Origin of the sequence: Cognatishimia sp. (assembly GCF_049116455.1) — a bacterium.
Taxonomy (GTDB): domain Bacteria; phylum Pseudomonadota; class Alphaproteobacteria; order Rhodobacterales; family Rhodobacteraceae; genus Cognatishimia.
In genome coordinates, this window is sequence record NZ_JAGDYW010000005.1 from 424885 (window position 1) to 448940 (window position 24056).

Annotated in this window: 12 protein-coding genes; 3 read left to right on the forward strand and 9 right to left on the reverse strand. The window is 51.8% G+C overall.

What is annotated here, in order from left to right; all coding sequences use genetic code 11:
* Positions 1-69: 69 nt before the first annotated feature.
* From JXQ85_RS14035 to JXQ85_RS14070, 8 genes are all read right to left on the reverse strand, one after another.
* Positions 70-735: a sugar transferase gene (locus JXQ85_RS14035; RefSeq protein WP_421749565.1), complete on the reverse strand. Its 666-nt coding sequence runs from the start codon at positions 733-735 to the stop codon at positions 70-72.
* Between the two features lie 546 nt (positions 736-1281).
* Positions 1282-2556: a GumC family protein gene (locus JXQ85_RS14040; protein WP_421749566.1), complete on the reverse strand. Its 1275-nt coding sequence runs from the start codon at positions 2554-2556 to the stop codon at positions 1282-1284.
* 76 nt (positions 2557-2632) lie between these two features.
* A complete protein-coding gene (locus JXQ85_RS14045; protein ID WP_421749567.1) occupies positions 2633-3358 on the reverse strand; it encodes a 4'-phosphopantetheinyl transferase family protein in 726 nt (241 codons plus the stop codon).
* Positions 3355-8007: a MupA/Atu3671 family FMN-dependent luciferase-like monooxygenase gene (locus JXQ85_RS14050; RefSeq protein ID WP_421749568.1), complete on the reverse strand. Its 4653-nt coding sequence runs from the start codon at positions 8005-8007 to the stop codon at positions 3355-3357. The genes JXQ85_RS14045 and JXQ85_RS14050 overlap by 4 nt, the downstream gene beginning before the upstream one ends.
* Before the next feature lie 2 nt (positions 8008-8009).
* A complete protein-coding gene (locus JXQ85_RS14055; RefSeq protein ID WP_421749569.1) occupies positions 8010-9035 on the reverse strand; it encodes a glycosyltransferase family 2 protein in 1026 nt (341 codons plus the stop codon).
* A 3-nt stretch (positions 9036-9038) separates the two neighbouring features.
* Positions 9039-15449: a type I polyketide synthase gene (locus JXQ85_RS14060; protein WP_421749570.1), complete on the reverse strand. Its 6411-nt coding sequence runs from the start codon at positions 15447-15449 to the stop codon at positions 9039-9041.
* Positions 15450-15533: 84 nt separating this feature from the next.
* Complete coding sequence (locus JXQ85_RS14065) at positions 15534-16934, reverse strand: oligosaccharide flippase family protein (protein WP_421749571.1); 1401 nt, start codon at positions 16932-16934, stop codon at positions 15534-15536.
* Positions 16931-17758: a glycosyltransferase gene (locus tag JXQ85_RS14070; protein WP_421749572.1), complete on the reverse strand. Its 828-nt coding sequence runs from the start codon at positions 17756-17758 to the stop codon at positions 16931-16933. The genes JXQ85_RS14065 and JXQ85_RS14070 overlap by 4 nt, the downstream gene beginning before the upstream one ends.
* A gap of 112 nt (positions 17759-17870) precedes the next feature.
* On the opposite strand from JXQ85_RS14070, the gene epsE reads away from it, so the two are divergent.
* Complete coding sequence (gene epsE / locus JXQ85_RS14075; protein WP_421749573.1) at positions 17871-19091, forward strand: exopolysaccharide biosynthesis GT4 family glycosyltransferase EpsE; 1221 nt, start codon at positions 17871-17873, stop codon at positions 19089-19091.
* Here epsE and JXQ85_RS14080 read toward each other — a convergent pair.
* Positions 19077-21989, reverse strand: a complete 2913-nt coding sequence (locus tag JXQ85_RS14080; protein ID WP_421749574.1) for a calcium-binding protein — start codon at positions 21987-21989, stop codon at positions 19077-19079. The genes epsE and JXQ85_RS14080 overlap by 15 nt on opposite strands.
* Before the next feature lie 135 nt (positions 21990-22124).
* Between JXQ85_RS14080 and JXQ85_RS14085 the strand changes: the two genes are divergently transcribed.
* Both JXQ85_RS14085 and JXQ85_RS14090 read left to right on the forward strand, forming a co-directional pair.
* The gene (locus JXQ85_RS14085; protein ID WP_421749575.1) at positions 22125-23105 is read left to right on the forward strand and encodes a Hint domain-containing protein; all 981 of its coding nucleotides are present in this window, start codon (positions 22125-22127) and stop codon (positions 23103-23105) included.
* Between the two features lie 90 nt (positions 23106-23195).
* Entirely contained in the window at positions 23196-24053 is an 858-nt protein-coding gene (locus JXQ85_RS14090) for a branched-chain amino acid aminotransferase (protein ID WP_421749576.1), read from the forward strand.
* Positions 24054-24056: the final 3 nt, after the last annotated feature.

The window sequence follows — 24056 nt, forward strand, 5'->3', positions numbered from 1 at the left end:
ACAAGACGTCAACAAAACAAAAAAAACACGCCATTTTCATGACGTGCTTTCAATTTTCTGTAATTTTTATCAGCAGCCTTTGGCGCGCAGAACAACTTCAACCGTTTTCAACATCACTGAAACATCTGATCTAAAACTTAGTTCACGATGGTACCGATTGTCATATTGAGCGCGCTGCGCAAAACTTGTCTCGTTGCGTTCTGACACCTGCCAAAGCCCGGTAATCCCTGGGCGCATCTCGTAGTAAGACACACCTGGATAAAGTTCCTGTTGGCAAGGCATCATCGGGCGTGGACCCACTAAGGACATCTCGCCGCGCAGAACATTCCAAAGCTGCGGCAGCTCGTCCAAAGATGTTTTACGGATCATATGACCAATCGGAGTAATGCGCGGGTCGCTCAGCAGTTTTTGCTTTTCGTCCCATTCAGCGCGGGCCTCAGCATTTGAGCTAAGGTATTCTTGCAATACACTTTCAGCGTTCGGCACCATGCTGCGCAGTTTCAACATCGAAAACTCGCGGCCGTTTTTGCCGACCCGTTTTTGAATATAAAAAGGCGATTTACCGTCTTTAGCAACAAAAACCGCAAGCACCGCGATCACCAAGAACACAGGTAGAGCAAGCACAGCAACAGCTGCCAAATCCAATATCCGTTTTAAAACGGAACGATACAGACCGGGGGCGGTTCTGCTCACATACTGCGTAGGCGCTAACTCGCGCCGATCAAAATAGGCCATCCCACTTCCTCATTTTGACAGCAAAGCAATCCCTACACGGCCGAAGCCGTGAGGCCCTGATCTCTCAGGGAATGAAACTTTGCATATCGTTGCCCCCGATAGGCCGTCTCTGGCCTAAGCAAAGTTCCGTTTTCGATTGTTTGGCTATTCAAGACCCAACTTTCCAAAAGATATTATCAAATGCGCCTAAATTCGTCCACATTATCGCCATACACGCATAGGTATAATTTATTGTTTTTAAAGGATTTTAAAGATTTTCACGAAAACTTCAGATCAATTTCGGCACATTTACCGCAAATTCATCAATTGATCGTCCACAAAACTGAACCAATCAGATGAAATTCAAAGAAATGTTGCAATCTGCTTGATAAGCGATGTTTCTTTGGTGGCAACAAAGATCAGGGAAATGAATAACTAATGCGAAATTTAGTAAAACACGTCAGATAGATTCGCCTTAAACGGTTCTATTGATTCGCGTTTCTTGGCAATACGGCACAAAAAAGGCGCCCTAATTTGGGCGCCTAATTCCATGATATTTAAACAGTTTTATCTGACTGATACGATGGCGATCACAGCAAACACTGCTATCGCGAACAATAGAATGCCAACAGTCCAGAACACGCGCCGCCAAGTCCGTTCACGCGCCACGTGTACGGCTGGAATCACGGCAACTGCGCGGAGTCCAAGCTGTCGCTCCAATTGGTTTTCAGTGCGTATGATCGGGTTGCGCAATTCGAGGAATAAGACCATCACGACACCAGCGAGCCCTGACAAAATGCACCCCATTAAAGCAATGCGTTTGCGATTTGGTGCGACAGGCGTTTCAGGTGCAACTGCACGTTCTAACACTCGAAAGCTTTCACCTTGCTGGCTTGCCTGCAGCATCAATGACATTTCTGCCTCAGCTTGATTGCGCGTAATGACCTGAAACTGATCGGTCAGCTTTTGCAATTCACGTTCCAACCCGCTCAACTCGCGTTCGACTTCGGGTGCACCCTGAATCAACTGAGAAATCTCGTTGATCTGCATGTCCAATAAGGCTGCCTGTTGTTGTAACTGCGCCAAGCGATTGGTCAGTTGTGTATTCCGCGAGCCGCGATTGCCTGCGTTCAGTTCAATCACTTCGCGTTCAACGTCCAAGCGTTCTTGCCTTAAAATTGTCAGCTCTTCGCGCTTTGAACTCAATCCTGCGCTTAGACGATCGTCATTGGATTGTTTAAACGTGGCAATCCGCGCTTCAAGAGCTTGGATATCTGCTCCTAGTCGACGCTCTTCACTTTCGAAAAATGCCAAAGTCTCACTCGCCCGAACCTCGCGGCGCTGGCGGTTTTGCTCAAGCACGTTGTTCACAAGCGTATTCGCCACGCGGGCTGCAATATCTGGATCACCAAGGCGCGCGCTCACACTTAAAGCGGTTGGAATGACATCCGGACGCCAGGCCAAGCCCGGGTCTGCTACACGTGTAACACCCGCTGCGATGCGCAATGCGACCACTTTATCTGTATCAGACATGTCAGGCAGCTCAGAAAAAAGGCCTTCTTGCTCAATAATCGCCAACAGATTGTCCCGAGACATCACACGCTGTTCGATAATCTGCAGCTGCTGCAATGTACGTGCGTTTGAAGACCCTGCTCCTTCAAAACTTGGAGATTGTACTTGTGACTGCTCAATTTGAATCACCGCAGTTGCCTGGTATTCACGTGGCAAGCTAACAGCATAAAACAATGACGCTGCGACACCGGCAGCAATAATCAATGCCAGCAGCACAATATGGCGCAGAAATGCGCCTATGATTTCATCAAGCGTCGACAGCCCGTTCATATCAAATGCCTCAAAATTGAATGCAAATTACATCGCATTCTTTGTTCATTACCCCGGCAATGCCAGAGCAATGTGTTCATCCAATGACCGAATTAGGAAATTCGCTGCCAAAATCTACGCCTTCAGACAGATAACACAGGCTGATGATTTGCTCGCCAGATTTTGTCGTTAAGCCGCGGAACATCGTACCTTTGGCAAAGCCTTCGACATCTTTCATCAAGCGCGCATCAAACCGCCCTTGTTTGTCAAAAATCACAGAAAGTGTATGAAAATCAAAGAGCTCTCCGCTGACTGCGTATTGGCATTTGTAGATCGCTTCTTTGACGCTAAAGAACCGACGCGCAACAACACCACGGGTTTCAAATGGCAATTGGCGTAACCAAGCCAGCTCTTCCGGTCGGCAAATTTCACTGAATAAATCGGCTTCCAGCGGCAGGGCTGGTTCAATATCAATGCCCAGGGCCTTAAAGCGGTCACGCTCGCCAACGACGGCAATGCAGGCCTTTGAGTCATGTGTAATACTGCCGACGACCGCACGAGGCCAAACTGGGGCGCGGTCACCGCCCATTGGAATCGCAGAGGGTGCGCGCCCAAGTGCCAACAAAGCTTTACGTGACGCAGTGCGTCCCGCTGCAAATTCTTTTTTGCGCGCTGGTTGGGCCTCTGCAATCGCTTGTTCTTCGATGGGCCAAAGCGGATCGCTATCGGCGCGAGGTGAGGTGACTGCAACCGCAACACCAGCGGGCACGATCGAACGCACCGCCATTTCAAGCATGGATAAACGACGAAGTTGCGTGGTCATGAAAGCTTCTCCCGGCGGCGGGCGCGCATGGCACGTCGTTTGGCCATCGCGTCTTGGCGTGAATTGGTTTCTGGTTCAGCGACAGAACCAGGGTTGGTCTCTACGTCCGTCCGCTTCGCTTTGGGTGCGTTGCCTGAAAGGCTTTCTATCCGCCCCGCAAGCCCACCGAGAGTGGGGAAGCGGAAGATATCGGTGATGGAAACACCTTTAAATCCAAGTTGATCACGAATTTCACGGTGCGCTTGCACGGCCAGAAGACTATGCCCGCCGAGATCAAAGAAATTGTCATTGGCAGAAATACCGTCGACGCCAAGAATACGCGTCCAAAGCTCTGCAATTTGCGGCATCACTGCTGCACCTGTCCCTTGAGACTGAGCAGCCGTTTCTGCAACAGAGGCCTTTGATTGCTTTTTCACTGGTGCAGGCAAGGCTTTGCGATCGATCTTTTTGTTTGGCGTCAGCGGGAAATGATCGATGCGTACAAAATGGCTTGGAACCATATACGATGGCACATGGGCATTTAGCTGCGCGCGCATCTCTGTTTCACCAGCCGTTCCGGCAACGTAGGCCACCAAGCGGACATCACCCGGTGTATCTTCGCGAGTCATGACAACCGCCTGATCAACTGTCGGCAGCTCTTCTAAGCGGTTTTCAATTTCCCCTAGCTCGATCCGATACCCGCGAAGCTTCACCTGATGATCCGCACGGCCAATGAAATCAAAGGCCCCGTCTAGCCGACGTTGAACAAGATCACCGGTACGATAGAGCCGCCCGTCGTCGTCAAAAGGATTATCGACAAACCGGTCTTTGGTGAGATCTTCACGCTGCCAATAACCGCGTGTTACACCCTGCCCGCCGATCAACAATTCTCCGGGAACACCAAAAGGCACCGGGCGCATCTGGTCATCCACCGCATAGAGTATTGTATTCACAATCGGTTGGCCAATATTGGCCGTGGTTTCTGACGCAGAGGTAGCCGCAGTAGAAGACCAAATTGTCGTTTCCGTCGGTCCATACATATTTGTAATGCTTGCGTCGGTCAGCTGGTTGATCTGAGCGATCAATGCACCGGGTAAAGCTTCGCCCCCAAGGTACAAGTGTTGTACTTTTTGCAAAGCTGTTGACGCTTCGTCGTTCATTGTCAGCAAGCGCGCCATCGACGGTGTGCATTGCAGGTGCGTTACATCGTGACGCAAGATCTGGCCTGCGATTGACACGTCATCATCTTCAACAGCCTGTTCACCTTTGAAGGCCGCCACAACTTCTGCCAGTGGGCGTAGCCCATTCAGCACGACGTCAGTGTCGATGCCATAATCGATCAAGCAGGCGACTTCGCTTACACCAATACGTTTAAATTCTTCAACCCGTTTGCGGCAATCATCCACCGTCCCAAAGAGGCCAGAATCCTCAAAATACCGCAGGAAGGCAAATTCAAGGATACCATCCATTTCTTCTTCGTTGAGACTACCAAGATCCAGCTCAAAAGGGTTCTTCACTCCTTCTGGTTTTTTGAACGCAGGGAAAGCCCAGGCATATTGCTTGATCAATCCAGCGGCGGAGCGCAGGTAGTCTTTCATGGGTTCACGCGCGATTTCACGAACTTCTTCGAGATCATCCCCAACGAAAGTATGCAACATCAACGTGACTTTATAGTCAGCAGGTCGATAGCCCGCTTCTTTTAGAGCCGCGTGGTATAGCTTAATCTTATCTGCGACTTCATCGATGCTTTGACCCAAAAGGTGGGTCAAAATATGCGCGCCATTGCGGCCCGCTTCTTTCCAGGTTTCTGGGTTGCCCGCGGTTGTGACCCAAATATCCGGTTCCATAGAAACCGGACGTGGCTGCGTGACCACCGCATGTAGCGTGCCGTCAGCGCGTGGGAATTCTACTGCTTCCCCGCGCCAAAGCTTACGCAGGTCTTTGATTTGCTCAAACATCACCGCTTTGTTTTCAGGTGGCGTGTTTTCTGGCCGTAAGACAAAATCATCTGGCTGCCAGCCACTGGCAATAGCAAGGCCCGCTTTACCGTCGGTCAGATTATCAATGACGGCCCATTCTTCGGCGATCCGCGCCGTATGGTGCAAAGGGGCGACGCAACTGCCTGCCCGCACGCCAATATTCTTGGTCGCACCAGCAACTGCAGCGCCTGTGACGGATGGGTTCGGATAAGGCCCGCCAAAGGCATGGAAGTGCCGTTCAGGCGTCCAGACCGCGCAGAAACCGTTTTCATCAGCAAATTGTGCACCTTCCAACAGCAAACGATACTTACCGCGTCCTGCGCCATCATCATTGCCCCAGTAATAAAGGCTGAACTCCATCCCCTGCCCATCTGAACCAATTGGGCCATCAGAGATTTGGGTTGCGCTTTCATCGCCTGAAATGACCACCTTGTGACCACGTGAGAGGGTATAAAACAGCTCCAGAACTGAAATATCAAAGGAGAGGCTGGTGACCGCAAGCCATGTGGCTGGATGGTCAGCTTTCACACGCTCATCCATACCAGCAAAGAAGTTGATGACGTTCGAATGTTCAACCATCACGCCTTTTGGTCGGCCAGTCGAACCCGATGTGAATATCACATAAGCAAGATCACCACCTGTCGCGGTTTGGTCCGGTTCTGTCTGAGGAGCAGAAGCCATGCTAGGGTCTGCATCAATCAAAAGAACATCCGCGTCAGAATTTGGAAGGTCTTTGGCAATTGCGCTTTGCGAGATCACAAATTTCGCAGCGCTATCCTCAAGATAAATGGCAATGCGATCCTCAGGAAACCCGGGGTCCAAAGGCAGATAGGCCGCCCCGGCTTTCATGACAGCCAAACAAGCCACCACAAAATCAAGAGAGCGCCGGCAATGAACCCCAACGATGTCACCTTTTTGAACGCCGCGCTGCATCAGAACATGGGCCGTTTGATTGGCGCGTGTTTCAAGCTCGGCATAACTTAGAGACTGGTGCTCAAACACCAATGCAGGCGCATCTGGGGTGCGTTGTGCCGACGCCGCGATGACCGAGGCAACGGTTTGAGTTGGATCAATGGGCACATCTGTACCAACCCAACTGTTTAACAGCATTTCCCGCTCAGAAAATGGGAGAAGGTCCACCTGACCAAGAGTTTCATCTGGCGATGACATAGCCTGCAATGCCAGCTCCAGACGCGCGACAAGCATGTCGGCGTGGGCGTCGGTGATCCGGTTTTGATCATACCGTAAACGCAAACCGCTATCTGAAAGCATAACATTCAGCGCAACACCAGCGAGCGGTCCTGTATCAGGATCAGACACCACAGCGATATCCGGCAAGCCCAATTCGGATAGCTCTGGGGCCCGTGCGATAAGATCGCGTGCAAAAGTTTGATTGGCCTCAAGGCCCGCCAATGTGTCTGAAATCACGTTTGTGAACGCCAACACTTTGGTTTTCGGATCACATTCAAAACCGAGTGGAACCCAATCAGAGAGGTATGTAGACGCCGCGCTTTGTGCGGTTGAAGCATAAGCAATGCAACTTCCCACTTCAGCGCCAGAAAACTGTGCAAACATGCCAACGGCTGCAACCTTTTGCGCGGTGGTTAGCCCATCAAGTGCCGAAATCTGCGCTGTCTTCCAACTTTCTGGCTCTGTCTGGCTTTCAATGAATGGTAATTGAGCTGGGAAGAACCCCGCCAAAGCCTTGCGCCAAAACGGTTCAAATTTAGCAATCTCTCCAAGGGCATCCGCCGTCGCCGCCCCGTTTTTTACAGCAGGTAGCACTTGCCCCATCAAAGAAACAGGCAAGGTTTTGATAGGTAATCCGTTTTGATCGGCAAGGCCCGACAGGCGCACCGCGCCATCTGCACAGGCAACATCAATTGATGAACCGTCGATGGTCAGCACCTCTCCGACTTGCCCTTTGGCTGCAGATTTTTCGGCATTTGAGATCAAATAGATATCTTGATCAATCAGCACCTTAGGCATGGTTAACGGGTTGAAATAAGTGCCGTGGTCAAGACCCCGCACCAAAGAAATCAATTCTTTTTGGGTTTTGCTAAAGTCCAACCGCCCACCAGCGAGCGGACGATCCGCTAAGGCGTAGTAAGATCGAGTTGTCAGGTCTTGACGTAGTCGCGGCAACTCTGCCGTGGTCAATGCCGACATCAGCTCTGGGAAACTATCGATCGCCGCTTCAAAACACTTCGTGTTCAGTGTCAAAGCCGTATCATTTTCGGAAATCGAAAACCGGCGTTGCACCAGAATGTCGCCTTCATCAACAGCCTCTTCGATCATGTGCCAGCTGATACCATGCTCTGCTTCGCCATTGATACGTGCCCAAACCGGAGCATTTAAGCCGGCATAAGTTGGTAAAGGCCCGTCATGGAAATTGACCGCCCCTTTTGTAGCCATGGCGAGTTGTTTCGCTGAAATCATTTGCAGATTTGCGATGCTTAGAAGCCAATCAAACCCATCAGGAAGTTCAATATCTTTCAGCGCACCATCATGGGCCAAAACAGGAAGGTTTTCGGCCTTTGCCCAGTCAGCGATATCCTGATTGCGCGTGACAATAGAGGCAATTTCGTGACCGGGCGCGCGCCAAAGTTTTGCGCATTCAATCAGAAGCGACTCGTTCCCGATCAATACGGCTGACTGTTTTGACGATACCACGACCTGATCCAAACCCATTGCTATGCTCCCTTCAACGGCCTGTCACCATTGGGAAAAATCACATTCCTTGGCCGTCTGACCTTTCCGGTCAACACGGCTTTCAATGCATGGTTTGCCATATCAATGAGGAAATATTTGGGCTGTCCTGTGGACTTACCTTGCAAGAGTGCACGCAGCTGAGCGATCGAGCCGCCCATTAAATGCGCAAACGTTGCCAATGCGGCATAGCCCGCCCCATGGTTGGACACAAAATAATGCAGCCGTGAATCAAGCCAAAAGGTCGGGATGCGTTCCCAAGTTTTCATACCTGTCGATACGGAGCCAATATGTTCGACTTCGCTTGCGCGCACATAATCCAATGCCCAGCCAGCGCGTTGCGCGCGCAGGCAAAGATCGGTTTCCTCAAAGTATAAAAAGAAGGTTTCGTCAAAAAGCCCTATCTCTTCAAGTACTTCTCGGCGGATCATCACAGATGCACCGGCCGCCCAATCGACTTGTTGAGTTGTCTCCGGAATAGGCAAAGGCACAATCGCATGTTTCAACAATCGCGAGATCGGCCCAAACTTTGCTGCGCCTTCCAATTCTGAAGCCACCGAAGGGAATCGAAATGCCGTCAAATGCGGCGCCCCATCTGGGCCATGAATATAACTGCCAGCCATGCCGGTCTTTGGATGCGTTTCCAAATGATCAAATAGTGCGGCAATGGCCCCATCATGGGGGAATGCATCAGAGTTCTGGATATAAATATAGTCCGGGGCGCGGCCACCAATACCGTTCCTAAGCCCGTGGCGAATGCCAAAGTTATTCCCCGCGCCAAATCCGCCATTCTCTCCAGATTGCAACACTTCAACCCGATCTGCGGACCAACCATAGTCTTTAACGCCTGCGACAAGCGCCTCAAAAGAACCGTCCTGACTATCATTATCGACGATCAGGATTTTCCCTTGAACATCAGACATTTCCGCAACGGCGGCTGCGGCAGCTTTCAAGGTCATATCCGCAGTTTTATAATTCAGAATAATGGTCAGGATGGTTTTCTGGTCCATGGCTTACTCCGCCGCGCGCCGGAAAGGCAGAATGACCGCTTTACCGCGCTCTGCCTTCTCGATTTCTTTGCGAATATGGGCTGCCAAAACGCGGACGTTGGGCTCAAGCACCATGCTGTCATGATCCCCTGGAACTTCGGTCACGTGCAGATCTGGCACAAATTGACCCCAGTCATTGTCAGCCATCACATATGTACGTTCAGAATTCACCCAGCGGTCCTGAGCGACCTGCCATTTGCCCACTAGCGGTGGACGATATAGGGCAACCCGCCCTTTCCATGGCTGGACCTGGTACTTAGGCAGAGAACGATAAAAGGCCGCTTCAATTTCCGCATTATGGAATTGCGCACCTTCCTCCTCTGTGAGTTCCGGTTGACGGCGCTTATTAATTTCCCAAAGAACTCGGTTTTTGGCCCATTTAAGCAAATAGCCAAATCCGCCTTCTTTCAACGCAAGCCATTGAATTTTAAGCCGGTCTTTCTTGGACAGTGCACGGCGTTGCGGCAATGGCGTATCCAGCATTACCACCAATGACACTTCTTCACCTTGCTCTTTTAGCTGACGGGCCATTTCATAGGCAGTAAGCCCGCCGCCTGAAAATCCGCCTAGCATATAGGGGCCGTGAGGCTGTACTTGGCGCAGCTCCTGCAAATAGTCGGTGGCCGCTTCCACAAGATCATCATGCGGGGCAACATCACCAAACAATCCGCGTGCCTGTAATCCATAAAACGGACGATCCGCGCCGATCAAATGCGCGAGATGGCGCAGGTTCAACACGTTGCCATACATGCCCGCCACTAGGAAAAACGGTGCCTTTTGGCTGTTGGTCGCCTGATGCATTGGTACGATGTGCGTGTATCGGCTTTTCGGTGCAATTGCTTCGGATTTGACCGGGGTATCTGCATCGCTTTTTGCCTGATCACCAATCCGCTCGATGATCAAAGCCGCACATTTTTCAACGGTCGGTGCTTCGAACAGTATCGAAATTGGAAATTCGGTGCGATAGGCCTTTTTGACCATTGCAAACAGACGCACTGCGATCAATGAGTGACCGCCTAGATCAAAGAAGTTATCTTGGACGCCAACTTCTTCGATACCCAATAGATCTTGCCAAAAACCGGTCAAAGTCCGCTCGACATCATTGCGTGGTGCTACGAAATCGGTATCCAGATCGGGGCGTTCAAAGCCTTCGGTTGAACTGTCTGTTTCTGATGATTGTTGATCGACCTGCGCTTTTAACCCGTTCAGTTCCAACGAGCTGACAATCACATTTGAAAGGTAACGCCCCAATGCGCAGCGCAGCGCTTGCGCGCCATCTGACGAGGTGATGCCTTGGGTCAAATTATGCTGCAATCGCAGCTCGTTCGCCGACAGGACCGGTGACTGCGTTTGCGCAGCGTAGACCAGCTCCGCAGCACTCGGAGCAGGCAAGTCTTTTGCATCAAATGGCCCGTCTAATCGGCGGATCGACAGTCCGTCGACTTCAACACAGACATTGCCTGTCATATCCGCCAGAACCACATCAAAACTGGCGCTGCCTTCTTCAGAAGAGCCTCGTACGTTTTTAACCCAGCTTACGATTTTGGATGGCAACTGACCGTAGTGACGTAGCGCTGAATAATTCACAGGCACCCACAGACGTTCTGCTTGATAACCATCGATCAGCGCCATGGCCCAACCGGTGCCCAGATCCAAAAGCCCTGGATGCAAAGGCAGTGATTTCACGTCATCCACAAGATCGTCAGAAAGCGAAAGCTCTGCGATCCCTTCGCCATCTCCCAACGCCGTTGAGCGCAGAACATTCCAATGCGCTCCAAATTTCAAATGTGCTTCTTGCAAGCTAGTCAAATGACCAGACAAAGCGACTTTGGGTTTAGCTACCCGAGCCTGAAGAGCGACTAAATCGAAGGGCTGCGGCGCTGGCAGAGCCACCATAGATACCCGCCCTTCAGCATGTCGCACAAAAGCATCTTTGTGATCAGACAGCACTTCGACGCCATAGCCAGCCTCATCTGGGCGCAGCTTTAGTTGGATCGTTTTCTCAACACCATCTTCAACATGCAGCGCGCGCAGGAAGGTCAGTTCACGCACCTCATAGGCCGCGGTTTCATCCAGGACCTGCATCGCCTCAGAAATCAGCTCTAAATAGCCCGTCCCGGGGAAAATCGCGTCACCTGATTTTGTGCGGTGTTGATCCAACATCCACCAGTTTTCGGTTGTCACAGACAGTGAAAATACAATTGTCCCGTCGTGTTCAATCTGAACTTGCTGCAGCGAGGCCGCATCAACATCACGCGCGGGTGCAGGCTGTTCGGGAGCCTGTCGATCGGCAATGCTATCCGCAGCCATCCCAACATCTGCCCAAATGCCCCAATTGACAGCGGTAACTTGGGTCGCGTCGTTTTTGCGGCTATCCGCATAGGCATTCAAGAACGTATTCGCGGCCACATAGTCAACCTGTCCCGCTGGGGCGAGGACAGTCGACGTTGATGAAAACAACGTTAGAAACTCTAGGTCGCCATCTTCAAAGAGATGGTCTAAAACCATTGTGCCGTGGATTTTGGGCGCAAGGACGTCTTCAACCTGTGCTGTGCTTTTTGTCAAAAGCGGCCCGTCATCAATGGCACCTGCAGCATGGATCACACCATGGATCGCGCCGAAACTGTCTTGCACTTCGGCAATGGCAGCTTTCATATCAGCCACGTTACAGACATCACCACTTACGATTTTCAACTGACCGCGCAGTTGTTCAAGCTCTTGAACAAGTTTGATTTTCCGCGCCACCTTATTGTTTTCACCACTGAACGACGTAATTTTCAGCCATTCGTCACGCTCGGGCAATTCGGAACGACCAAGCAAGGCCACGTTCGCACCAACCGACAACATTTCTCGTGCCATAGTGATGCCGATGCCGCCGAAGCCACCGGTGATCAAATAGGTTTTATCCTTATCCCACTGCATTGCCGTTTCGACATCCAATGCAACTGGCCTATGGGAAAGTTCAAACCGTTTGTTGCCGCGATACCCCGCTTGATAAGAGCGCGGGTCGGCAATCAAATCTTCGATCAACCGATCCGCCAAATGAGCATCCAATGTCACATCAATAGAGGCACAGGTCATGCCGGGCACTTCACGTGGGATCACCCCCAATGGCCCGCGTACCGCGGCCTTTTCGGGATAGCTCAATGGATTTGCTCCCAAAGAGGCGGCCCCATTGGTGACACAGGTCACATGAACAGGCTGTGGCAAGTTTTCATCAATGATCGCTTGCCCCAGGAACATGAGCGAATGAAAGCCCTGCTCTAGATTGCGATGGAAAAAGCTGCTTCCTGGGCGGAAAGTTTCAGCTTCAGTCAACAACCACATATGCAAAATACGATTTGGGGCCTGCCCTTTTGAAATCAGCTCTTTTAACAGCTGATCATACCCTTCCCGCCCTCGTTCAGGGGACAGAGAATATTGGGTTTCTGACAGCTTCCCGAAGGCGTCGCCGCTTGTGACCTCGACTGCCGTATGACCAGCTTGCCGTAGTTTTTGAGCGATCTGGGAACCGACTCCGCCCTCATCCACGAAGATCAACCAAGACTGAGGATCACTCAGCGTTAGGTCTTCCAACGCGTCCAAGTCATATTCTGCCAGTTTAGGTGTCCAAACCGGTCGATAACCCCAATCCTTGGGAGCCTCTGTCCGCATCAAATCTTGGGCGACGGGTGCATGGCTTGTGTCGGGTTCAATGAAGTAGGATGTGCGCTGGAACTGATAGCTTGGCAGGATCACTTTATTGCGGCGCGCTTCTCCCCAAATCTGCGCCCAGTCAAATGTAGCCCCATTGGCCCAAAGGCGGCCCAAAACGCTCATGAAGTATAGATCGTCTTCGATTTCCTGATCAGGATGGCGCAGCGAGGAAATCGCTTTGCCTGGGCCGACAGATGGATGCATGCCTGCAAGCGAGCTCAGGGCTTTGCCCGGTCCGACCTCTAGGAAAATGCGGCCCGGCACATCAGCCAGTGCGCCGATACAGTCGGCAAACCTAACGGTACCGCGCAAATGTTCGACCCAGTAGTTTGGATCCGTGGCCTGCTCAGCCGACAAAGGCTGGCCGGTGCGGTTGGAAATGATCGGCGTGTGCGGCGCCTGCAATGAAATGCTGCGCAGGTATTCGCCAAATTGATCCAGAATGGGATCTAACATGCGTGAGTGCGCAGCAATATTGATGGCAATCCGCTGCGCTTGAATGTCGTCCTTTTCCAGCTTGGCTTGTAGCGCATCCAACGCTGCATTTGAGCCTGAGACTGCAGTCAGTTCAGTGGCATTTTCGCTTGCGATATCAATATCATCACTCAGATAAGGTGCCAGATCTCCGCGGGACAAAGGCACCGACAGCATGCCCCCAGCCGGTACGGTTTCAAACAATTGGCCGCGTAGTAATACTAGGCCAATGCAATCCTCAAATGACATGACTCCTGCCAAACATGCGGCAGTGTTTTCACCCATGGAATGCCCCACCAGAGCCGCAGGTTTCACCCCCCAGCTCATCCACAGTTGAGCCAAGGCATGTTCACAGATCATAATCAGCGGCAGTTGCACCGACGGGCGCAAAAGCTCGCGCTCGGCGTCTTCTTGGCTGATCCCTTCGGCCAGCCAAAATGCCCGCGCATTGAGGTCTGATTTTGTTGCCAGAATATCTAAGCCACGATCCATCCATTCTTGAAATGTTGGCTCAGTTTCATAGAGATCACGCGCCATTTGAACATGCTGCGCCCCACCACCCGGGAACATATAGATGACGTCAGGATCAGACTGGTCTGCTGCATGGCTAAAGACACGGCGCGGATCATTTTCGTCCAACAGATCAGCCGCTTCTTTATGCGATCTGGCAACAACCACCCGGCGCTTTTCAAATGCGCGGCGGCCTTTTTGCAAAGTATAAGCCACGTCAGCGAGATTTTGATCAGGGTGAGCGCGCAAATGCGCTGCCAATGCGGCAACATTGGCATCTAAGGCTTTGTTTGTGCGACCAGAAATGGCCAGCAATTGGAATGGCCAGTCAGATTCTTCGGAAGCAGGGCGCGCAGTTGCTTCTTCCAACACGACATGGGCATTCGTGCCTCCCACACCCAAAGAGTTCACGCCTGCGCGTCGAGGCCCCTTGTGCGAGCTCCAGCCTTGCAGCATGTCATTCACTTTAAACGGGCTCGTTTCAAAATCGATCGCTGGATTTGGTTTTTCATAACCGAGGCTAGGCGGAAGCTGCGTGTTTTTTAACGCCAGTGAGGCTTTGATCAGGCTTGCAGCACCTGCTGCTGTATCCAGATGTCCGATATTGGTTTTCACAGAACCCACACGGCAGAACCCTGCCTCATCGGTGGTTTCACGGAACGCTTCGGTGAGGGCGGCAATTTCAATCGGGTCCCCCAAATAGGTCCCGGTACCATGGCATTCAACGTAATCGATCGTGTCCGCCGGCACATCCGCTATTGCCAAAGCATCCGCAATTGCATTGGCTTGCCCATCCACAGATGGTGCTAGGTAACCAGCCTTGGCAGATCCATCATTATTCACCGCAGACCCACGGATCACAGCCCAAATATGATCACCGTCCGCCAACGCATCGCTCATGCGGCGCAACACCACGACCCCTGCCCCGCTGCCAAACACGGTGCCCTGTGCACGGTGATCAAAGGCATGGCAATGGCCATCCGGGGACAGGATTTCGCCGTCTTCGAAAACATAGCCGCGTTTGTGAGGCAACTCGATGGTAACTCCGCCAGCCAAGGCCATATTACATTCCCCATTCAACAGGGATTGAATGGCGTAATGTGTCGCGACCAAAGACGTGGAACAGGCCGTTTGAACAGAAAGGCTAGGCCCTTTTAGATCCAAGATATGGCTGAGACGCGTTGTAAGGAAATCTTTGTCATTGCCGGTATGGCGCAACAGGAACATGCCTGTGTTATCGACCAAATCGCGGTTGGAGCAGAGATTAAAATAGAAATAGCTGCCCATGCCACAGCCGCCAAAGACCCCAATTGGACCTTCCACGTTTTCAGGCATATGGCCCGCGTTTTCCAACGCTTCCCAGCTGACTTCCAGAAATTGGCGATGCTGAGGGTCCATGATCGCCGCTTCTTTCGGGCTCAGACCAAAGAACTCCGCATCAAACTTTTCAAAATCCTTCAGGACGGCGGCAGATTTAACGTAGTTTTTATGCTTCAATCGCGCAGGGCTTTCGCCCGCTTCAATCAACTCTTCATCGGTGAGTTGCGTGATACATTCGACCCCATCACGAAGATTGGTCCAATATTCATCCAACGTGGCAGAACCCGGCAAATGGGCCGCCATGCCTACGATAGCAATATCGTTTTCTGTCCAGTAATCAGACGCTTGATTTTCAACCATTTTCCACTCGATCATCGATGCCTTCGCCCAGACTTTGGTGCACTTGCTGGACTCTTGGGATAAGAGCTAGTGCATAAACCTAGCGTCAACTTGGTCAGATCAAGGCGAATTTAGGGCGAATAAATCGCTTACAAATGAAGCATTTACCCAAAGCGCCAATACCAGAAGCGCAACACCAAATACCGCAAAAACCAGATCATGCAGCGGGTCCCAAACTTTGTGATGTCGCGCCAGCCAAACCACGACCGGATAGACCACAACCATCCCAAGACCCTGGCCAATCAAGGCCCCCGCCAAACCATAGGTCACCACACCAATCCAAAGACCAGCAATCAAACATACCATACGACATAGGTTCAGTACAAAAAACCGATGTGAATCCCCACTGGCCAAAGCGGCTTGATCGTAAGTTAAAACAATCAATTGCGGTAGCTGTGCAAAGGCAACCAGCAGCAAAATGCCACCCGCCAAAATGTAGCGCGGATCGTACAACACATCGATCAACCAGCCTGACACCACGGCCAAAACGCCCAGCGCCGCCAGCAAGCCACCAGATAGCACAAACCGCATTTTGCGCAATTTCAGAAAATTCTCACGGGACTCGCCGGGGGGGCGTTCGCGATAGATCGGGATCAAGATGCGCCGGATCACGGTTCCGCCCATCAACAATGGGAAGCCAGCTAGGAAAAAGCCGATATTGTAAATCCCCAGCGTTTCGACGGAGAGGAACTTACCCAGAATAATCTTGTCCCCTTGGCTCAGGAAGAACCCTGCCGCGGTGCTAAGGAATACCCATTTGCCAAAGTTAAAGAGCTCGCTAACGGCTGCTTTTTCCCAACGCAGGCGATTGCGGATCCCAGGTAAGAACCGGTTTAACAAGATCAGCTGCAACACCGCGCCAACGATACCACTGATAACCAGCGCCCAAACGCTTTCCAAAACGATTGCAGCCACAATCGCTACAATGGTTGTAAAAGCCTGAGAACAAAGATCAATAACGGTCAATCGACCAAATTGAAGGTGGCGGTTTGCAGTGTCTAACCGGGTGGGATTGAACCCTGAAATGAACAACGTCACCCCGACGGCAGGCAAGAGGTGTGCAAGGAGCGGCGCCTCAAAGAATTGCGCGGCAGGTGCTGCAATCACAAAGGTGACCATCCAAAGGGTAAACCCACGGATAATCTGCATCGTCCAAGCTGTGTTCAGAAAATCAGGATCATCACCACGTTTGCTTTGCATGATTGCGGGCGTCACACCCACATCAGAAAAATTGTTGAGCCCCTGCATGAAGACATAGACCAAAGCCATCAAACCGAAGGCTTCTGGAAACAGAATGCGCGTCAGGATCAAATTCGAGATCAAGCGCAGGAATTGGCTTCCACCAAATCCTAAAATGGTCAGAGCTCCGCCCCGCATGGCCTTCGCCCCAAGCCCCTGCCCGCGCAACAGCCGTTGCAGGCGGCCCTGAGCTGGATCTGTGGATGCGTTTTGTTCGCTCATCGCCCTCTGCTCCAATCAGAGCCAGATTGGTCTTTTGTAAAGCGCACCATCAACGCTACGAAAGCATAGACACAGAAACTAAACGGATAGTTTAGGGCCACCGAAGCCAATTGGCCTCTGTCAAAACTGCCTTTGTCTTCGTTTTTTAACAGATGTGGATAGCGCTCCGCGATTTGTGCGACGCCATTATTTTGCCGGCGACGCACTTTCACGAGGTTTTTCAATCCTTCCGCAATCGGCCATACATAGGTACCAGGCACGCCAAACCGTTCGCGGGGTTTAAACAAAAGACGCACATACATGTCGTCGGAAATAATATTGGGGAATTCACCCCATTTATCGCGCCCCGCTTGGTTCACGGCAAAAAGCCCCGATCCCGGAACAGATTTCGCCATAAAGGGCACCCGCGACCAAAACCGGCCATAGGCGCGACTGATACGCGTCCCGGCGGCCATCTGCATTTTACCGCTGGCCCATGCTGGTTCTTCGCGATCCAAAGCGCGTTCGATCTGATACAAGACGCGAGTCGATACCTGCACATCCGCATCCAGATAAACACGATTGTCGCCAACGGCGCGGTGATCCCCAACATTCAACGCATGAAGCTTGTCGCCAATCGAAAGGTCGATCACCAGCATTTCCCACTTTTTGGCCTCGGCCAATTTCACATAGCGGTTTGCGATTTCAACCGTGCGATCGGTGCAACCATTGGCCACTACAATGATCTGCGCTTGTTCTAATCTTTCAGAGCCCAGAACCGCCTCTAAACAGGCCGCAATCCAAGCCTCTTCATTGTTGGCGGGGATGATAATGCTGGTTTTCATAGCGTGCTCTGCCATTTGGCGTCTTTCTGCTCGGCTTATTTTGCCTGATATGCTAACCTATTAGCACGCGTTTACCGCGAATGAAAAACAAACAATACATCGAGCATCTGCTGTGACGACTTCGCCCAGAATTGGCTATTTGATACCCGAATTCCCTGGCCAGACCCATATTTTCTTTTGGCGCGAAATCATGGCGCTCGAACGGATGGGCATCGCTGTGTCCCTGTTCAGCACCCGCCCACCCCCAAAAGGTTTGATTGCCCATAAATGGTCAGAAGAGGCCATGGCGCGCACTGAATATTTGGGCGCCGTTGACGCCGTTTCTGCGGCCAAAACAGCGCTCAGTGTGGCACCGACCACTTATGCCAGAGACGTTTTGCGCGAAGGCAAAGAATTGGGTCGTGACATCGCTATGACATCAGCTGCAGCGCGCCTGCTATGGCAAAGCTGCCGCCGTCAGGGAGTGACACATATACACGCCCATTCCTGTGGACGCGCGGCCCTCGTGGCGATGCTCGCCCAACGTATGGGCGGACCAAGCTATAGTCTGACGTTGCATGGGCCGATGTCTGACTATGGTCCCGGCCAGCGGTTGAAATGGCGCCATGCGAAATTCGCCACTGTGATCACCGAAAAACTCAACGCATTGCTGCCTGCCCAGCTTGGGGCCGACAAACCCAAACGTGTTTTTGTGCAGCCGATGGGCGTTGATCCAAATGTGCTGACCCGCGACATCCCTTACCAAACCTATACAGGCAAAGAGCCGTTGCACCTCTTTTCCTGTGCGCGGCTCAATATTGTAAAAGGCCATCAAGACTTGATTGATGCAGTGAAAACCCTGCGCGACAAAGGCATTGATGTTCGTCTTAAAATCGCCGGCGAAGACGATGACGGCGGATCTGGCTTTCGAAAGGTGTTGGAAGACAAGATTGCCGAGCTAGATCTGGGATCAGCAGTGACCTTACTCGGTGCAATCAGCGCAGAAGAAGTCCGTCGCAATTTGCTTGAAGCCCACCTGTTTGTTTTGGCCTCTTGGCACGAACCCCTTGGGGTGGCCTATATGGAGGCCATGTCCTGCGAAGTGCCCACGATTGGCACCAATGCAGGGGGTGTTCCAGAATTGATCCGGCATGGCATTGATGGCCTGCTGACCGAACCGCAAAATCCACGCGCGCTGGCTGCAGCGATTCAGCTTTTGGCCACATCGCCAAAAGACACGATGCAATTGGGCAAAGCAGGCCGCGCACGTATTTTGGATCGATTTGACTGCCGAAAAGGCGCAGAATTGATTGCGCGGGAATCCCTAGATCTGTCGATTTCAAAACAGATTTGAAGTTGGGATAATTACGTCTGGCATCTGAGAGAAACCAAGGGTTTCAATGCCATAGAGGTTAGCCTTGCCATGGGGCGAGACCGCGATGATCCGACCTGTTTGTGACGAAAACTGATACTCTTCAAGAAAGCCCTTCAGAACAACGTGATCATCGCCTGCACCACCATGCAGATAATCGATACCACCTTGCGGCAGAAACTCGTCATTTCCATCGCCTCCCAACAAAATGTCGCTTCGATCCGAGCCTTCCGCAAGATCATCCTGCTCCGTTCCAAATGACGCCACACCGCTTGCAAAATCAGAGGCCTGACGCGTGTCGCTCCACGAGGCGCCGGCAGCGTTATAGGCTTCCAACGCATCAAGGCGTGGGTTGCGATCCATCAAATGGCGACGCGTGCCCCAACTGCCCCAGCGCGTGGGCTGAGCCACATCGACAAAGGCATTAAAGACCTGCCCTCCTACAGCATTCCAGCCGTCAAGTAGCGTATTGTAGATCTGTGCCATTTCTGGGCTATAGTTCAGCGCTAGGAAGAACTCGGTCAGTTCCTCATTCCCGGTCCAATCGCCCACACCCACAAGATGTGTGCCACCTTCATACATCATCAAATCCAGATCATATTTCTGAGTGATGTCAGCATGATAAGGCCAAGACGTCTGCGTAAGCTCTTTCAGGCTATGCGCGCGAATGTCTTTGGTAATGCGCCCAATCGCCTTCTGGTAACCCTGACCTGCTGCCTGACTTTCTTCGATCCAACCAAGCACTTCCTGTGCTTTTTCATCAGATCCATATTCATGACCGAAATACCCGGTGACGGCATAAGCATCAAACATCTCTGCAGGCCGCCCCCCGCCTCGTTTGGTCGCCAATGGAGCTTCCAGCACGCCGTGTTCCAGCCCCGGCCAATCGGTATGAGTTGCCATGATCCTTTTCAACCGGGTCATATCGCTTGCAAATGCATCAGACCAAATCTTGGCCACCTCAGCTGAACGGACACCATAGAACTGCATCCAGGCATCGCCATCGGGGTTTTCACCCCAAAGCGTCTCTGCCTGCTCGACGGCCCAATGGGTTTGTGGGAACAGGAAATTCCAGACCTCGTTGGAATACTCAACATGAGCCACCAAGCCAGATGCGAGATCTGAAGCAACATAGCCTGCAAACTGCGCCACATAGTCGTCATCGGCCATATGCGGCATGTTAAACCAGGGATCCGCACCGATGTGGTTGGAAAGCTCGACCATAACCTCCATCGGCACGCCACGATGAGTATAGGAATAGTCATCTATTTGGGCGCGATCCGCCCAAGTGCGTTTTTCAGACCCATTGGTGCTCATCCAATCCATGAAGCGGAGCAGACGTACATTTTTCACCGCGGCCAACCATTCAGGGTTAAACGGCGCGCCAGTCTCAAACAGAGGGATCTGATCTTCTCGGACAACAGAAATATTGTGCACATAATCGCCGGTGCCTTCCGGATCGGTTTCACTTATGGACACCCCCAGTAACCCATCGCCGGGCGAAAAACGGAACCAAATTTCTTTTTCACCATAGCGAAGTGCACGGGCGCGGCCGCCAATATCCACTTTACCAGTGCCCTCATAGGTCAGGCGATAGATGCCAGCATGTTGAGCAGCATCCTCTGGAAAATCCGTCATCATGAAGGTTTCGATTTTTGTCAGCTCAGCAGGGATACGCATGGGCCAGCCATACGCATCTAAATGGCCACCTTCGCGCAAATCCGCCTCTTCCCAGCCACCAAATTGACCTGGTAAATGGCCGACCCATTGCCGCGCGGTTTTAAAAATATCAACGAAAGGCATCTGCGTCGACCAATCCGCGATCCCGTTTAAACCATAGCCCAAAGCCGGTGTGCTTCCGCGTTCATCAATAGATGCGGTGGTCTGCGCAGCGTTCTCTGATTGACGCGTTTCGGATTGTTGTGGCACCCAGGCTTGCAGATGTGGCATCTCAGATCGAACGATTTTTGCAAAGGCATCAAAGTTTTCAGCTATCAACGGGTGGACGTCTGAAGGCACATCTGCGGCCATTGGAAGATCCTCAAACAACGCGTGATAAGTTGGGATTGACGCCAAAAAATACAACGATGGCGTGCCATGCGGTGCGTCATCAGAATAAAGCGCCTCAACCGGGATATCTTTAAGGCCTGTTTCCAGAAAAGCGCGCGCAAGGATGCGCGCAACGGGTACCAGGTCGACGCGCATATCAGGCAATTCCTTTTTGATCGCAGCGACATAATCAACGTGCCAATCGTGAAAATCTTCGGAATTGAATGTGTGGTATTTACGCAGGCGTCGGTTGTTTGGCGGGAAACTGCGCAAAAACGGCGCCATGTCCGCCCACCCTTCATAGGTGATCACCCTTTTGCCTTCTGCGACCGCTTTAAGCAGCGTTACAGTCACAGACAAAGGCGTTTCCTCATTGGGATTGTCCGATTCATAGGGAAGGTCTGCAGCCTGATATTGGATAAAATTCGTAGGGTTAAAGACGATCGTGTCATATCCCACATCTTCAAACGCGCGGATCGTGCGTGGCCAGGCAGAGTTTACAGTCGAAAACCCCCAGTTGGCCCTCGGCGGCAGTTCCTTTGGAAGATTTCTTAGAAAGCCGGATTGCCCATCAAGTTCAAAGCTCTGACCACGTTTCTCGGCCAGGTACCCCAGCCAATAAGGCACCGCGGTTTTTTCCGTGTCAGAGGCATGATTGATCAAACTGTTGCCAAATACATAGATTTTTTCAGACTGTGCTTGAGCGCTAGACACGCCCGCAAGTAACACAACCAGCGCTGCGATTTGCGAGGCTACGGCCCTCACACTGACTGCAAGTGACACTAACGCTGCAGTTTTAAAGGCTAAAGTTCGCACCAACCAATACCCCACTCGATCTCTCCATTTGATGCATCAAGTCATATCGCCGTTTACCAACAATCCCATGATATTCTTGATCAAATTGGCAACATTAACTATATTTTATTCCAAAGATCGTAAAAGACGACCAAACCATAAGGCAAGAGCATGCCCCAAACCACGATGGAAGTCTTCCGCTGGAGCGGAACTGGATACCGTGCGACTTATAATGAGTCGTTCACCGCCGTGTATGAAGATGACGATGGAAACGCCGAAGGCTATCTGGACAGCGATGAACGTGTTTCGATCGATGGCGGCGCCTTTAATGGCACAAATAGCCAACCCTATTCGATCCAAATCAGCTTTACTGATGTCGATGGCAACGACCATGTCGAAACTTTTAATTTCTTCCATACAAGCGATGGTGGCTGGTATTTCTCTCCCCTACCAGGATCAGAATTCACCGTCGGAGCAACACTGGGCAGCTATCAAAGCCACACGGTTGGCTGGTCTTATTCCGATGTGGTTTGTTTTGCATCCGGCACAATGATTGACACATTGGAGGGTACGAAACCGGTCGAAGCTTTGATTGCAGGCGACACTGTGATCACGCGCGATGGCACGCCAAAACCACTTATGTTGAATATGAGCCGACAGTTAGGCTTGGATGAACTTCAAGAAAACCCAAAACTTTATCCGGTTCGTATTTCGGCGGGCGCATTGGGTGAAGGTCTGCCACACCGCGACCTTCTGGTTTCACGTCAGCACCGTATGCTCATCACATCCAAAATCGCAGAGCGCATGTTTGGCGCGCCAGAGGTGCTTATCTCAGCCATTCGTCTCACGGATCTACCCGGGATTTTTGTCGACGAAGACGTACAATCCGTGACCTATCACCACTTGCTGCTGGAAAATCACCAAATTATCTTTGCTGAGGGTGCTCCGACAGAAAGTCTGCTGACTGGTGCGGAAGCCATGCAGACCTTGGCACCGGAACAACTTGAAGAATTGCAGATTCTTTTTCCGGCGCTTCAGGACATGAATGCGCCCCAACCCGCATCAAAAATACCGACGGCCAAAGGTCAGAAGAAATTGGTTGCCCGGCATGGCCAAAACCAGCAACCTTTGCACCGTAAAAGCGCTGGTTAACGAAACAATATTTCTTTTCGCAATAGCGACTTGCAGCCCCCTCTCACTCTGCGCTTATCATCAGATAAATAAGCGATTGAGGAGGGGTTCATGGCGCTTAGCAATGACGTTCGCACGTACTTTGATGGAACTTGGCAAGACGGGAACGTGGCGGTCATTCGGGCCGCAGATCACGTGACTTGGCTTGGCTCACAGGTTTTTGACGGAGCGCGCAAGTTTCAAGGTGTGATGCCGGATCTTGAAGGGCACTGCCATCGATTGGTGCGCTCGGCAGAAGCCTTGGGAATGAACACCAAGGTGACCGGCGACGAAATCATGGAGATCGTGAAAGAAGGTGTTGCAACCTACGCCGATGATGCAGAGCTATATATTCGCCCGATGATGTGGGCGACGGAAAGCACGCCGGGTATCATCGATCTTGATCCTGACTCCACGGCCTTTTCTGTCTGCATTGAACCTTTGGCGATGCCAAAGCCGGAAGGCTTTTCACTGACCGTTGCCCCCTACTGCCGCCCACGGCAGGATATGGCCCTGACCGAGGCCAAAGCGGGATCACTTTATGCCAACAACGGACGGATCATGGCCTGGGCCCGAGCACGCGGCTTTTCCAATGCGTTGTCGATGGACATCGACGGCAATGTCGCTGAAACCGCGTCGACCAATGTCTTTGCAGTGAAAGACGGCGTTGTCTTCACTCCGGTGCCAAACGGGTGCTTCCTAAACGGGCTCACCCGTCAACGGGTTATCGGCCTTTTGCGCGCGGATGGTATTGAAGTTAACGAGGTCAAAATGACCATTGCGGACTTCGAAACCGCTGACGAGATCTTTTGCACCGGCAATATCGCCAAAGTCATGCCCGTCGACACGTTCCAAGATCGCAAGTTTGGAACAGCTCCTATCACGCAGCGCGCGCGCGATCTCTATTGGGATTTCGCTCTAAGTAGCTAAATG

Excerpts from the sequence above, each read along its gene's own strand:
- JXQ85_RS14070 (WP_421749572.1), bottom strand. The coding sequence starts at position 17,758 with ATGAAAACCAGCATTATCATCCCCGCCAACAATGAAGAGGCTTGGATT.
- JXQ85_RS14065 (WP_421749571.1), bottom strand. The coding sequence starts at position 16,934 with ATGAGCGAACAAAACGCATCCACAGATCCAGCTCAGGGCCGCCTGCAA.
- JXQ85_RS14085 (WP_421749575.1), top strand. The coding sequence starts at position 22,125 with ATGCCCCAAACCACGATGGAAGTCTTCCGCTGGAGCGGAACTGGATAC.
- JXQ85_RS14060 (WP_421749570.1), bottom strand. The coding sequence starts at position 15,449 with ATGATCGAGTGGAAAATGGTTGAAAATCAAGCGTCTGATTACTGGACA.
- JXQ85_RS14050 (WP_421749568.1), bottom strand. The coding sequence starts at position 8,007 with ATGGGTTTGGATCAGGTCGTGGTATCGTCAAAACAGTCAGCCGTATTG.
- JXQ85_RS14055 (WP_421749569.1), bottom strand. The coding sequence starts at position 9,035 with ATGGACCAGAAAACCATCCTGACCATTATTCTGAATTATAAAACTGCG.
- JXQ85_RS14090 (WP_421749576.1), top strand. The coding sequence starts at position 23,196 with ATGGCGCTTAGCAATGACGTTCGCACGTACTTTGATGGAACTTGGCAA.
- JXQ85_RS14035 (WP_421749565.1), bottom strand. The coding sequence starts at position 735 with ATGGCCTATTTTGATCGGCGCGAGTTAGCGCCTACGCAGTATGTGAGC.
- JXQ85_RS14045 (WP_421749567.1), bottom strand. The coding sequence starts at position 3,358 with ATGACCACGCAACTTCGTCGTTTATCCATGCTTGAAATGGCGGTGCGT.
- JXQ85_RS14040 (WP_421749566.1), bottom strand. The coding sequence starts at position 2,556 with ATGAACGGGCTGTCGACGCTTGATGAAATCATAGGCGCATTTCTGCGC.